Annotated in this window: 8 protein-coding genes; 6 read left to right on the top strand and 2 right to left on the bottom strand. The window is 66.2% G+C overall.

Annotated features, from left to right (window positions below; all coding sequences use genetic code 11):
- Nucleotides 1–3: 3 nt before the first annotated feature.
- On the bottom strand, nt 4–2,097 hold the full coding sequence (locus M0208_RS03050) for an alpha-galactosidase (RefSeq protein WP_258890261.1): 2,094 nt from the start codon (nt 2,095–2,097) through the stop codon (nt 4–6).
- Nucleotides 2,098–2,218: 121 nt separating this feature from the next.
- Here M0208_RS03050 and M0208_RS03045 point away from each other — a divergent pair, with 121 nt between their 5' ends.
- The 3 genes from M0208_RS03045 to M0208_RS03035 are packed head-to-tail and all read left to right on the top strand — an operon-like array spanning nt 2,219 to nt 6,963.
- Nucleotides 2,219–4,177 (top strand): beta-galactosidase, encoded by a 1,959-nt coding sequence (locus M0208_RS03045; RefSeq protein WP_258890260.1) that lies wholly within the window; start codon nt 2,219–2,221, stop codon nt 4,175–4,177.
- Nucleotides 4,174–5,499, top strand: coding sequence for a dienelactone hydrolase (locus M0208_RS03040; protein WP_258890259.1), 1,326 nt, complete (start codon nt 4,174–4,176; stop codon nt 5,497–5,499). The genes M0208_RS03045 and M0208_RS03040 overlap by 4 nt, the downstream gene beginning before the upstream one ends.
- A gap of 3 nt (nt 5,500–5,502) precedes the next feature.
- Nucleotides 5,503–6,963 (top strand): SLC5 family protein, encoded by a 1,461-nt coding sequence (locus tag M0208_RS03035; protein ID WP_258890258.1) that lies wholly within the window; start codon nt 5,503–5,505, stop codon nt 6,961–6,963.
- Here M0208_RS03035 and M0208_RS03030 read toward each other — a convergent pair.
- Nucleotides 6,960–10,166 (bottom strand): glycoside hydrolase family 2 TIM barrel-domain containing protein, encoded by a 3,207-nt coding sequence (locus tag M0208_RS03030; protein ID WP_258890257.1) that lies wholly within the window; start codon nt 10,164–10,166, stop codon nt 6,960–6,962. The genes M0208_RS03035 and M0208_RS03030 overlap by 4 nt on opposite strands.
- Before the next feature lie 173 nt (nt 10,167–10,339).
- Here M0208_RS03030 and M0208_RS03025 point away from each other — a divergent pair, with 173 nt between their 5' ends.
- The 3 genes from M0208_RS03025 to M0208_RS03015 all read left to right on the top strand — a co-directional run bounded on the left by M0208_RS03025 (nt 10,340) and on the right by M0208_RS03015 (nt 13,597).
- Nucleotides 10,340–11,287: a patatin-like phospholipase family protein gene (locus M0208_RS03025; protein WP_258890256.1), complete on the top strand. Its 948-nt coding sequence runs from the start codon at nt 10,340–10,342 to the stop codon at nt 11,285–11,287.
- 106 nt (nt 11,288–11,393) lie between these two features.
- Nucleotides 11,394–12,926 carry a tryptophan halogenase family protein gene (locus tag M0208_RS03020; RefSeq protein ID WP_258890255.1) on the top strand — a complete coding sequence of 511 codons (1,533 nt, stop codon included), beginning with the start codon at nt 11,394–11,396 and terminating at the stop codon, nt 12,924–12,926.
- The gene (locus M0208_RS03015) at nt 12,923–13,597 is read left to right on the top strand and encodes a DUF6445 family protein (RefSeq protein ID WP_258890254.1); all 675 of its coding nucleotides are present in this window, start codon (nt 12,923–12,925) and stop codon (nt 13,595–13,597) included. The genes M0208_RS03020 and M0208_RS03015 overlap by 4 nt, the downstream gene beginning before the upstream one ends.
- Nucleotides 13,598–13,677: the final 80 nt, after the last annotated feature.

Raw genomic sequence — 13,677 nt, 5'->3', positions numbered from 1 at the left:
TTTTTATGCCCGGACGAGGTGGAGGATGACGCCCGTGCCCGGATGGAGCCGCGGCGGCTGCCAACCCGCGCGCATCAACGCGTCGCCGCTGACCGTGGTGGCTTCCGTGGCGCGCGGCCAGATCGATCGCATCGCATACTGCCCGTCCGGATCAAGCCCCGCCAGCCGCAGCCGCGCCGGATGCGCCGCGCGGCGCTCCTCGACGCAGGTGTAGGAGAACAGCGCCTCGCCGCGATCCGCCGTGACAATGCCGAACGCGTCGACGCCCGGCCGCGGATCGAGCCGCAGGTGATCGCCCGCATGGATCAATCCGCGGTATTCTTTGTGCAGCGCGATCCCCGCGGCCAGATCGGCGAACGCGGCCTCGTCCAGATCGCGCAGGTCCAGTTCCATCCCCATGTGCCCGAAGAAGGCGGTCTGGACACGCGTCGCCATCGTCAGCCGCCGCCCGGTGATGTGGCACGTCGCGGGGCCGACGTGCGAACCCATCAATTCGGCCGGGAAGAAATGCGAAAAGCCGCGCTGGATGCTCAGCCGGTCGAGCGCATCGTTCGAATCCGATGTCCAGATGCGGTCGGTCCGCGAAAGGATCGCATAATCGGCGCGGCCGCCCCCCGATGCGCAGCTTTCGATCTCGATCTGCGGATGCTCGACGCGCAGCCGATCGAGCACCTCGTACACGCCGCGCACATGTGCGTCCGCGGCGGCGCGACCGTCCACACCGCCCGGCTGGTTCAGGTCGCTGTTCATGTCCCATTTGAGATAGCAGATGCGGTGATCGGCGAGCAGCGCGCCGATCTGCGTATGGATGTGGTCGCGCACCTCGGCGCGGCCGAAGTCGAGCACCAGCTGGCTTCGGAACGGCCGCGGCGGGGCGGGCGGGGTCGCCATCGCCCAATCGGGATGCGCGCGGTACAGATCGCTGTCGATCGACACCATTTCGGGCTCGACCCACAGCCCGAACTCCATGCCCGCCGCCTCGACATGTGCGATCAGCGGCGCGAGGCCTTCGGGATATATCGCCGGATCGACCGACCAGTCGCCCAGCCCCGCGCGGTCATGGCGTCGCCCCAGGAACCAGCCGTCGTCCAGCACGAAGCGCTCCGCCCCGATCGCCGCGGCGCGGTCCGCCATCTGCATCAGCACCGCGGGGTCGTGATCGAAATACACCGCCTCCCAGGTATTGTAGTGGACCGGGCGCGGGCGGATGCGGAGCCGGTCATGCTCTGGGCGGCGGCGCAGAAACTTGTGGAAACCGCGCGACAGGACAGTCAGGCCGTCCGCGGTGGCTGACGCGTACAGGTCGGGCGTCGACAGCGTCTCGCCGGGTTCGAGGCGGATTTCGCCGGGAAGGTATAGCGCCTCCATCGCGACGTGCGCACGCCCGTCGGGCAGCGTCTCGACGTGGATACGATGGTTGCCGCTCCATCCGAGGTGGAAGCCATAAGCATCGCCGTGCCGTTCCGTTGTGCCTGCGTCGTGCGCGATCAGCCCCGGAAAGCTGTCGTGACTGGTCCGTCCACGCCGGTTCTCGCGCATCCATAATCCCGGCGGGCGATCGATGGCGACGGTCTGGAATTCGCCCGACCAGCGCCCCTCGAACGCGGTCAATCGCGTTGCCGAATCGGGCAACGGGATCACCGGCGCGACGAGCGAGGCGACCGCCAGCGATTCGCTGCCGATGTTGCGCAGTGTCGTCGACGCGATCAGCACGTCGTCATCGGGCGACAGGCGGAGCCGATGCGTCAGCGCGATGCCGTGTGCCGTATCGACGCTCTCGATCGTGATTGAACCGGTTTCCTGCGTCATCGCGGTTACGACCGCGTTCACCGCCCAGTCCACACCCGCGCGGTCGACGCCGATTCCGGGCCGCCCCGGAAACCCCGCACCGGGCATCGGGGTCAGCGCCACCACCGCGTCCTGCGACGGCGACGACGGCGCAACATCGCGCGTGGCCAGCGTCTGCAACATCGCGGCGGTCACCGTCGTGTCGATCCGCGGCCCCCAATAAAGGACGACCGGTGCGTCCTGCTGGATCGCGATCACCAGCGTCACCGCGCGTCCGTCCAGGCGCATCTCTTCCGAAAAGGCAGTCATTTTCGGCACTCCGATCCAACTTCCGGCACAAACAATTTGCTGTTTCTCAATTATACGATAATTAGCGTCCAACGGACCGCCTGTCTATTGCGAGCCGACATAGGGGAAGGATTGCGAGGGCGTGCTAGGCGTTTGTTATTATCCCGAACATTGGCCCGAGGATTGGTGGGCCGAGGACGCCGCGCGCATGCAGGCGCTCGGCCTGACGTACGTGCGGATCGGTGAATTCGCATGGTCGCGGCTGGAACCGCAACCGGGCGCGTACGACTTCGCCTGGTTCGATCGCGCGATTGATACGCTGGGCGCGGCCGGGCTGAAGGTGGTGATCGGCACCCCCACTGCGACGCCGCCGAAATGGCTAGCCGACCGCGATCCCGACATGCTCCCGGTCGATCCTGCGACGGGCCGCATCCGCGGCTTCGGTTCGCGCCGTCACTATGACTTCTCCAGCGAAAGTTACGCGCGAGAGGCGTTGCGGATCACCGAGGCGCTGGCGCGGCGATACGGCGAGCATCCCGCGGTCGCAGGGTGGCAGACCGATAACGAACTATGCTGCCACAACACCGCGCTCAGCGCCTCGCCCGCCGCGCGCGATGGTTTTCGCGCGTGGTGCGGCGCGCGCTATCAAAGCATCGACGCCCTGAACAGGGCGTGGGGCAACGTGTTCTGGTCGATGGAGTATCGCGACTTCGACGAGATCGAATTGCCGGTCGGTGCTGTGACCGAGACCAGTCCAGCACATCGCCTCGCGTGGCGGCGCTACGCGTCGGACACGGTGGTTGCCTGGCATGATGCGATGGTCAGGATGCTGCGGCGGCATTCGCCCGGCCGCTTCGTCACGCACAATTTCATTCCGATGGACGAGACGGGCGTCGACAACCAGGCGCTCGCCGCGCCGCTCGACTTCGCGGCCTATGACAATTATCCGCTCGGCCGGACCGACCTATTGATGGCGGACGCCCCGGCGGAAGCTTTTCGCCCGTATATGCGCACCGGGCACCCTGATTATGGCGCGGTGTTCTTCGACCGCACGCGCTGCCTGACGAGCCGCGGTTTCTGGGTGATGGAGCAGCAGCCCGGCCCGGTGAACTGGGCAGGACACAATCCTCGCCCGTTGCCCGGCATGGTGCGGCTGTGGACGTGGGAGGCGTTCGCGCACGGGGCCGACGTCGTCAGCTATTTCCGTTGGCGGCAGGCGCCGTTCGCGCAGGAACAGATGCACGCCGGGCTGGAGCGCCCCGACCGCAGTCAGGCGGAGGCATGGCCCGAGGTTTCGCAGGTCGCCGCCGAACTGGCGAGCGTCGCTCTCGCCGCGCTTTCGACCGCGACCGCGCCGGTCGCGATCCTTGTCGACGACGAGACGCAGTGGCTGACCGAGATCGAGCGGCAGGGGAACAGCTACGATTACAAAAGCATCGTGCTGCAATATTACAGCGCGCTGCGCGAACTTGGCGTCGATGTGGATTTCATCGGCCCCGATGCCGATCCCGCGCCGTATCGACTGATCGTCGCTCCCGCGCTCTCGACGCCAAAACCGGAGATGGTGGAGCGGTTGCGAGCGTGCGAGGCCATCGTCCTGTTCGGCCCGCGATCGGGCGCGAAGACGCTCGATGCGACGATTCCCGAAGGTCTTGCGCCGGGTCCGCTACGGTCGCTGATTCCGATCCGCGTACTCGCGACAGAGACGATCCGCCCCGATTGTCCCGGCGAAATCGTCCGCGACGGACAGCGTTTCGCTAGCACGATGTGGCGCGAGACGATCGATCCGGGCGACTGCACGGTCGCGGCGACGTATGAGGACGGCGCGCCCGCGCTGATCCGCAACGGCCGCTCCGCCTATCTTGCTACGCTGACGGACGCCGCGTTTCTCGCCGACCTGTTCGGGTCGCTCTGTGCGGAGGCGGGCGTCGCAACGTTCGAACTACCGAAGGATTTGCGCGTTCGTCGACGCGGTCCCGTCACCTTTGCGTTCAATTACGGCGCGGACGAGGTTGCGGCGCCTGCACCCGCGGACGCGGAATTCTTGTTGGGCGGGGCAGTCATCGGCCCGCGCGACCTCGCTGCCTGGAGGACGACATGATCCGCCGCCTGATCGCCATCGCCGCCATCGGCCTGGCCGCGGTTCCGCTGACCGCGCAGGACGCGCCACCCGCTTCGATCGAGGCGGATGCGCCTGCGCTGGCCCCCCGTGGGACATTGCCGGTCGGGACCGCATCGCTGACGTTGGTCGCGCCCGAGCGCCCCGACGTTCTCCGTCCCGGCCCGACCGGTTTCCCGCGCGGAAACCGCTCGCTACCGATCGAGATATGGTATCCGGCCGCCGCCGCTGGCACTCAGCGAACGACATACGAAATGCCGCGTCCCGACCTGGGCGACAACGCCCCGGCCGGCACCGTCCGGTTCGACGGGCAGGCGACGCGCGACGCCGCGTCCGCCAAGGGACGCTTTCCGCTCGTCGTCTTGTCGCACGGCTTCGGCAATCGCGCGGTGATGTGGAGCGCGCTCGCCGAAAACCTCGCGTCCAAGGGCTATGTCGTCGCGGCGATCGAACACGGCGACGTCAGCGCGAAAGAGGCCGGATCGCCGCTCACCTCCTTCCTCTCGACCGTCGTCCACCGCGCCGCCGACCAGCGCTTCGTGATCGACGAACTCACCCGCCGCGCGAAATCGGGGCAGGGCGTCTTTGCCCATGCCGATGCCGCAAAGGTCGCGCTGATCGGTTACTCGATGGGCGGGTTCGGCGCGCTGACGACAGCGGGCGCAGGCTATGATCCGAACGGCGGATTGTTTCGGCAAGTGCCTGGCGGGCTGCTGGATGCAGCGCTTGAGGATCGTGTGACCGCACCCGCCAACCTGCGCGCGCTGGTCGCGATCGCGCCGTGGGGTGGGGCGGCGGCGACGCGGATGTGGACTTCCGCCGCGCTTGGCAAGATCGCGATACCCAGCCTGATCATCGACGGCGATCATGACGACATCGTCGATTATGAGGGGGGCGTGCGCTGGCTGTTCGGCGCGATGACGCGCAGCGACCGGCATCTGCTGATCTATCGCGACGCGCGCCACAATATCGGCATGAACGCAAGCCCGCCCGCGTTGCGAAACGACTTCCGCTACCGTGAGCGCTATGACGAACCGGTGTGGCGCGCCGACCGGCTGCTCGCGGTCAACGCGCATTTCATTACCGCCTTTCTCGACTCGCGGATCAAGGGCGAGGCGGCGGCGGGGCGCTATCTCGATGTGCCGACGCCGATCGCCAGCGATGGTGATTGGCCGCTGGCGCAAGGCGCTCAGGCCGGGACGTCCACCGCCGGGCCGCCCAGCTATTGGCCGGGCTTCCAGCGGCGCTGGGCGATGGGACTGGAATTGCACCGTGGCCCGCTGACCACCAGGGCGAAGGAATAAGGCATGGCGCTGGGCAATCTCCAGATCTGGATCTGCATCATCCTTTCGCTCGGGGTGGCGTTCGCCACGTATCTGAAGGTCAAAAGCACCGGCGGACGCGGCGGTAACTCAAGCCGCGAATATTTCCTCGCCAACAAGGGGCTGTCCTGGTTCTTCGTCGCCGGATCGATCACGATCACTAACCTGTCGACCGAGCAATTGGTCGGCATGAACGGCAATCAGATGGCGCTGCTGGCATGGTGGGAATTGTCCGCGGTCGCGGGGCTGGCGATGCTCGCCTTCATCTTCCTGCCGATCTATTATCGCTATAATTGCACTACCGTCACCGAATTGCTGGAGAAGCGTTACAACAATGTCCATGTCCGCGCCGCGATCGGCGGACTGTTCCTGTTCGGCAACATCGTCATCTATCAACCGATCATGCTCTATACGAGCGCGCTGCTGATCAAGACGATGTTCGGGCTGGATACGCCGATCATCGTGCTGGCGGCGCTGTTCGGGATCGCGGGCGCGGCCTATGCGGTACTCGGAGGCCTGCGGGCGGTGGCGATCGTCGACACCTATAGCGGCGTGCTGCTGCTCGGCATGGGGACGTTGGTCGTCTATCTCGCGCTGGGCGCGATCAACTATGATTTCAGCGGCATTCCGGCGGAGCGGCTGACGATGCTGGGCGGGGCGGATTCGCCGATTCCCTGGCCGACGTTGCTAACCGGCATGATCTTCATCCAGATGTTCTATTGGTCGACCAACCAGACGATCACGCAAAAGGCGATGGGATCCCCGTCGCTGAAGGAAGCCCAAAAGGGCCTGGTCGCGGCGATCGTGCTGCGCGTCCTGATCATTCCGCCGATGGCGGTCATTCCGGGGATCGTTTCGTACAAATTGTTCGGCGACATCGGCGATCAGGCCTATGGCCGCATCGTCGCGGCAGTGCTGCCGAACTGGCTGTCGGGGTTGTTCGCGGCGGCGATCGTCTCCGCGGTGCTGGCGCATTTCGCGAGCATCCTGAATTCGTCCGCCACGCTCTACGTCTGCGACCTGCACGAGACGTATATCGCGAAGAAGCCCGATGTCCGCCGCCTCAGCCGCTGGATCAGCGCGGCGTTCGTGGTCGTCGCGATCCTGCTGGTGCCGGTGTACAGCGGCGCGGACAGCATCATCAATCTGGTTCAGCAACTGAACGGGTTGACGAGCATGCCGGTGCTTTCGGTGTTCGCGGTCGGGCTGCTGTTCCGGGGCGTCGATGCGCGCGCGGCGATCGCGGGGATGTTGTTCGGGATCGCGCTGTACGCCTTCTTCACGTTCGGCTGGACGCCGATCCACTACATCCACCTGATGGCGATCACCTTGTTCGCCTCGATCGGGGTCGCGCTGTCGCTCAACCGCTTCGCGTTCGGCCGGACGGCGATCCCGATCTGGTCGCGCCGCCCCGGCGAACCCGCCGACCCGATCGTCGCGGGTTAGTTCCCCGTCAACTCGGCGAGTGCGTTCGCGGTCGTCGGAGCGGCGGGTGCCGCGCCGATGTGGAATCCAAAGCTCGTTTCCCGCAATGGCAGGCGGTATTTGCCGTGCGGCCGGCCGTCGCGGCTCCAGGCGTCGTCCCCGCCGACCCCGGCCTGCGCCGCGTCGATCAGCAGCGAGACGTGCTCGCGCGGCTGGATGTCCGAACTGCGCCGCGTCCCGGCCGGGCGGTGCATCAGGTCGTCATAGGGGAACGCCAGCGCGTTGACCGACAGAGGCTTATCGCCCGTCACGCGAAGACCCTTTCCGGCACGATCGGTCAGGTTCATCCAGCGCACGTCGACCTTGTTGCCGGTTTCCTGCGGCCGCATGTAATCGTGGTTCTGCGCCGCGATCGCCCCGCGCCACAATCCGATCGGCGCACCGTCGCGGCGGTCCTGATAGCTCTCATGCGGGCCGCGCCCGTACCACGCCACATCGACCAGGCTGGTCGGCGCGGTGAAGGACAGGCCGATCCGCAACGGATCGGGCAGATTGTCGCGCAACGGCACGAACCGTCCGGTCACCGCCAGCGATCCGTCGCCGAGCATCCGGTAGCGGCTCTCGAACCGCACCGATCCCGCCCCCAGTTCGTAGCGGATGCGGATCGCGGTGGAGTCGCCGTCGCGCTCGACGGTGACCGCGCCGACGCGGCGCTGTTGGCTCATCGACAGCCACAGGCTATGCGATTTCTCGACCCCGGTGCCGAGATCGTTGTCGGTCAGCGCGCGGTAGAAATTCGGCGCACCACCCGCGAGCAACGCACGTCCGCCGCGGCGATAACGATCGACCAGCCCGGTCGTCCGGTCGATCGCGAGTTCGCCGTCGCCTGCGCTCAACACGACCTGATCGCGCGTTTCGCGCACCGTCACTTTCCCTGAAGCGGCGATCGGCGGGGCGGCCGGGACGGGCAGGATGAACTGTTCCCACGCCATCACCGTACCCGCACGAACCAGCGGCCCGCTGGCGCCGCTATCACGCGCGACGAGCGTCACGACATAATCATGACCCTTCCGCCTTGCGCCATCCGGCAACGCGATCGACACGTCGGCGCTCGCCCCGGCAGGCGCATTCGGCGGCGGGAGATCACCGCGCGCGACCGGCGCGCCATCCTCCAGCAATATCCACTCGAACTTGTATCCGGACAGATCACGGAAATCCTGCCGGTTGGTCAGGCGGAACCGCGCCGCGGCGGCGTCGACATCGGTGAAGGCGATCGGTTGATACACCTTGCGCAATTCAAAGAATTGCGGGTTTGGCCGTCGGTCGGCATGGAGCACGCCGTCGCCGAATTCGATGTCGCCGCCGGGGTTGGGACCGTAGTCGCCACCGGTGCGCCAGTAGAATCGGCCCTTCGCGTCGCGGCCGTTCATGCCCTGATCGGCCCAGTCCCAGATGAAGCCGCCCTGCAACCGAGGGTGCGCGTAGATCACGTCCCAATAATCCTGCAGATTGCCGCCGCTGTTGCCCTGCATATGCGCATATTCGGTCTGGATCATCGGTTGGCGGTGGCCGGGATCGTCGGCGTAATCCTTCATCTTCGACAGGCTGTCGTACATCGGCGCGTAGATATCGACATAGTCATTGACGCGGTGCCCGTCGTCGAACGTGCCCCAGCCAAGGTAACTGATCAGCCGGGTCGGATCGCGGCGGCGCGCGGCGGCGGCGGCTTTTTCGAAATTGGGGCCGATCCCGGCTTCGTTGCCGAGCGACCAGAAGATGATCGACGGATGGTTCTTGTCGCGCTCGACCATGTTCATCACGCGTGAGACGTGCGCGCCCTCCCACGCGGGGTCGAAACCTAGTTGATAGAGCCGCCGCGTCGCGTCGCGATCCTCGGTCGGCGCTTCGTTGCCCTTTTCCATATAGGCGTGCGATTCGACGTTCGCCTCGTCCATCACGTACAGACCGTATTCGTCGGCCAGCGCATACCAGCGCTCGTCGTTGGGATAATGCGATGTGCGCACCGCATTGATGTTGTTGCGCTTCATCAATTCGATGTCGCGCCGCATCGACGCTTCCGAGATGACATGGAAGGTGTCGGGATCGTGTTCGTGGCGGTTCACGCCGCGGATGCGGATCGCGCGGCCGTTGACCATGACCTGACCGTTGCGGATTTCCACCGTGCGAAACCCGATCTTCGTCGCGGTGGACTGAACGACCGAGCCATCCGCGGCGAGCAGTTCGGTCACCAGCGTGTAGAGACTGGGCGTCTCGGCGGTCCACTGACGGATGCCCGGCAGCGACGCGGTGATCCACAGGCGGCGCGGGCCCGCACCCGCGGCGACCTTCGTCTCGCGGGTCAGGATCGCGGTTGCGCCGTCGAGCAGCACGGTTCGCACCCGCCCCGCCGCGTCGCCGGTCAGTTCCAGATCGAGCGCAAGCCGCCCGTCGCGATAGGCCTTGTCGAGCGTCGCCTTGGCGAAGATGTCGCGAACCCGCGCGCGCGGCGCGGCCATCAGCCAGACGCTGCGCTCGATCCCGCTGACCCGCCAGAAATCCTGGTCCTCCAGATAGCTGCCGTCGGACCAGCGATATACCTCGATCGCGATCATGTTCGTGCCCGGCTTCACGAAGGCGGTGACGTCGAACTCGCTCGGCAGCTTCGAATCCTCGGCGTAACCGACGCGCTTGCCGTTGACCCAGACGTAATAGGCCGATCCCGCCGCGCCGATGTGCAGGATCACATCCTGCCCGCTCCATCCCGGTGGCAGCGTCACGTCACGGCGGTACGATCCGACCGGGTTGGTGGCGTGGGGGATCAGCGGGCGGTTGGCGGGGAAGGGGTAGGTGATGTTGTTGTAGCGCGGCTGGTCATAACCCTGCGCCTGCCAATCCGCGGGCACGGGAATCGTCTTCCACGCCGACACGTCATAGTCCGGCTTCCAGAAATCGCGCGGCCGGGCGTCGGCGCTCGGCGAAAAGGCGAAGCGCCACGCACCGTCGAGCGACAGGAACCGCGACGATCGCGCCATGTCCCCCGCCAGCGCGCGCTCCCGGTCCTCGAACGGAAATGCCGTGGCGCGCGCGGGCAGCTTCCCGATCGCGTTGACGGCGGGGTTTTCCCAATCGGAACGATCAGCCGAAACCTGCGGCGCAATCGGAACCGCCACTTGCGCCGACGCCGGAAATGCGACCAGCGATATCGCCCCGAGCAACTTTTGCATAACCATCATCCGCCGCAAATCAAAAGGCATACTTATATGATAAAATTGGACCCTCAAGGTGGTTTCTCGCTCGTTTAGCCTCCTCCTTACTTGCTTCGTGTCACCGTGAATTCGCCTTGACCGGCAGGGTCGCAGGGGTGACGATCGCCCGTCGGATCGTACGGAGAGCGGCCGTGGCGTCCAGGTTGGCGTTGGTTCTTAGCGGGGGTGGCGCCAAGGGCGCTTTTCAGGTCGGCGTGCTCGACGCGCTGATCAATACGCACGGCGTCAAACCCGCCATCGTCATCGGAACATCGACCGGCGCGATCCAGGCGCTCGGCGTGGCGCAGGGCGATGTCGACAAGCTGCTCGCTGTCTGGCTCGGCATAAAGGGCGACCGCGATATCTACCGCGAGCGCGGCGTCGCGGGTGCGATCCTGTTCGGGGAGAAGGCGATCTTCGATGCCGCACCGTTGCGCCGCCTGCTGAAATCATTCGCCGATCCGGTCAAGCTGGCCGCATCGCCGGTCGACATGCGCCTGGGCGTCGTCAGCTTGCAGGCGGGCGAGTTCCGCACGATCGACAAGTCTGTGCCGGACATCCACAATTGGGTCTACGCCAGCTGCGCGATGCCGGTGTTCTTCGACCCGCTGCAGACCAGCGACCGGCAGCAATGGGTCGATGGCGGGGTGCGCGACGTGACCCCGCTCGGCGCGGCGCTGGAGCTGAACCCGACCGGCGTGCTGGTCGTCCGCGCATCGCCCGCCGGCAAATCGGACACAACCAAGCGGTTCGGCGGTATCATTTCGATCGGCCTGCGCGCGGTCGACTTGCTGCAGTCGGAGGTGTCGCGCAACGATCTGGCGAACACGTCGCTGATCAACGACATGCTCGCTGCGCGCGATCAGGTCTTCACCGCGCTGCAGGCCAACGGTTCGTCGGCGGCGGAGGCGAGCCGGCTGTTGCTGGCGCTAGACAAGCAGATCTCGAAATACCGTTTCGCGCAGGTGCGGGTGATCGAACCAGAGGAATCTTTCTCCGACACGCTGGAGTTCGATCCGGCGAAGATACGGCGTGCGATCGACGCCGGTCGCGCCGCCGTGGAGGAGCAATGGCCGGTGATCGAACGCCTAGTGATCTGACGGCCGCGCCCGCCGCCGAGGCGGGTTGTCGCCTCGCGAACCGGGGGCTAACACCGGCCAGCAATCGTTTGCAGATTGCATAGAACACCACGCCGGGAGAGCCGCATTGGCCGATGAGCGAGTGAAGTGCGTCGTTGTGCTGGGCGGGGGGACGGCCGGATGGATGACCGCCACCGCGCTGTCGCGGACGTTCGGGCGTAAGGTCGAGATCACCCTGCTCGAATCCGACGAGATCGGAATCGTCGGCGTGGGCGAGGCGACGATCCCGACGATCCACTGGTTCAACGAGTTGATCGGCCTGGACGAAGCGGCGTTCCTGAAGGCGACGAAGGCCAGCTTCAAGCTGGGGATAGAGTTCGTCGACTGGAGGCGGCCCGGTCATCGATATTTCCATCCGTTCGGGCAATATGGCGCGACCTTGCCCGGGGTGGCGTTCCAGCATCGCTGGCTGAAGGCGCAGCGTGACGGGCTCGACCTGCCGCTCGATGCTTATTCGCTGACGACGCAGGTCGCGCAGGCCAATCGCTTCGCCAAGCCCGCGGGGGAGGCGCGGTCGATCCTGTCGACGCTGGGCTACGCGTATCATTTCGACGCCGGGCTTTACGCGCAGCATCTGCGCGGGCTGGCAGAGGCGGCTGGCGTGATGCGCGTGGAGGGCAAGCTCGCGTCGATCGAACAGCAGCCCGAAACCGGTTTTATCGAAGCGCTGGTCACCGAACGCGGCGAGCGGCTGGCGGGCGACCTGTTCATCGATTGCTCGGGCTTTCGTGCGTTGCTGATCGAAGGCGCGATGGCCGCGGGATACGAAGACTGGTCGCACTGGCTGCCGTGCGACCGCGCGGTGGCGGTGCCGTGTGCGCGCGTCGCCGAGACGACGCCCTTTACCCGCTCGACCGCTCGTTCGGCGGGATGGCAGTGGCGGATCCCGCTGCAGCACCGGACGGGTAACGGCTATGTGTATGGAAGCGCGTTCATCAGCGACGACGAGGCGGCGGCGACGTTGCTCGCCAATCTCGACGGCGAGGCGCTGGCCGATCCGCGCTTCCTGCGCTTCACCGCGGGACGGCGGCGTCGGACGTGGGTCGGCAACGTCGTCGCGATCGGGCTGTCGTCGGGCTTCCTGGAGCCGCTCGAATCGACCAGCATCCACCTGATCCAAAGCGCGATCGCGAAGCTGCTGACGTTGTTCCCGGACCGGCATTGCGATCCGGCGCTGGCGCGGCGCTTCGATGCGTTGCTGGCGGCCGACATGGACAATATCAAGGACTTCCTGATCCTGCATTATCACGCGACCGAAGGCCGCGACGATCCGCTCTGGGCGCATTGCCGCGCGATGAAGGTGCCCGGTACGCTGACCGACCGGATCGCTTATTATCGCGACTCCGGGCGGTTGGTGATCGAAAGCGACGAGCTGTTCCGCGATGCGAGCTGGCTGGCGGTGCTGCACGGGCAGGGGATCGTCGCGCGCGATTATCACCCCGCCGCCGACGCGATCGATTCCGCGACCAACGTAGCGCAACTGCAGCAGATCGCCGCGGTGATCGCACGCGCGACGCCGACGCTGCCGCTGCACGATGCGGCCATCGCCGCGGCGATGGAATCGGGCAACGCGTCGATGCCGCGCGCCGCGGCGCGATGAAGCGACCCGAGATCGTCGCACGGCGGATCGGGCGCGAGCAGCAGCCGATCGCGATCATCGACGATTTCGCCCCCGATCCGGACGCGCTGCGCGCCTTCGCGATTGGCGCCGAGTTCGGTCCGGGGCGCGAACATTATCCCGGCATCCGCGCCACGCTGCCGGATCGCTATCTCGCCGAACAGCAGGCGTTGATCGCGACCGTCCTGCGCGAGATATTTGGCCACGCGACCAGCGCGAAGATGCTGGATGCCAGTTTCTCGATCGTGACGCGCGCGCCCGAGGAACTGTCGTTGGAACAGCGCCTGCCGCACGTCGATGCGGTGGAGGCCGGGCGGATCGCGATGGTCCATTATCTCTCGCCCGACAGCGCCGACGGCACCGCCTTCTTCCGCCACCGCGCGACCGGGTTCGAGACGATCGACGCCGCGCGTGCGGGCATCTACTATCCGCATCTCGACGCCGAGTTACGGAACGGGGCGATGCCGGCGGGCTATATCGCGGACGATACGAGCCTGTTCGAACGCATCCACCACGTCGATGCACGCTACAATCGCGCAGTTCTGTACCGCAGCGCTGCTCTGCATAGCGGCGCGATCCGTGAGCCAGCGGCGTTAAGCGCCGATCCTGCGGTGGGGAGGCTGACGGTTACGGCATTTCTGGCGGCGACTTAGCAGTGGTGTAGGACCGGCTGACCCACCCTCCGTTCGCCCTGAGCGAAGTCGAAGGGCCGCTATCCTCAAACTGCAACTTA

The organism is Sphingomonas sp. SUN019, from assembly GCF_024758705.1.
Taxonomy (GTDB): domain Bacteria; phylum Pseudomonadota; class Alphaproteobacteria; order Sphingomonadales; family Sphingomonadaceae; genus Sphingomonas.
This window is presented reverse-complemented; position numbering and strand designations above follow the sequence as displayed.

Excerpts from the sequence above, each read along its gene's own strand:
- M0208_RS03050 (WP_258890261.1), bottom strand. The coding sequence starts at position 2,097 with ATGACTGCCTTTTCGGAAGAGATGCGCCTGGACGGACGCGCGGTGACG.
- M0208_RS03040 (WP_258890259.1), top strand. The coding sequence starts at position 4,174 with ATGATCCGCCGCCTGATCGCCATCGCCGCCATCGGCCTGGCCGCGGTT.
- M0208_RS03035 (WP_258890258.1), top strand. The coding sequence starts at position 5,503 with ATGGCGCTGGGCAATCTCCAGATCTGGATCTGCATCATCCTTTCGCTC.
- M0208_RS03030 (WP_258890257.1), bottom strand. The coding sequence starts at position 10,166 with ATGCAAAAGTTGCTCGGGGCGATATCGCTGGTCGCATTTCCGGCGTCG.
- M0208_RS03015 (WP_258890254.1), top strand. The coding sequence starts at position 12,923 with ATGAAGCGACCCGAGATCGTCGCACGGCGGATCGGGCGCGAGCAGCAG.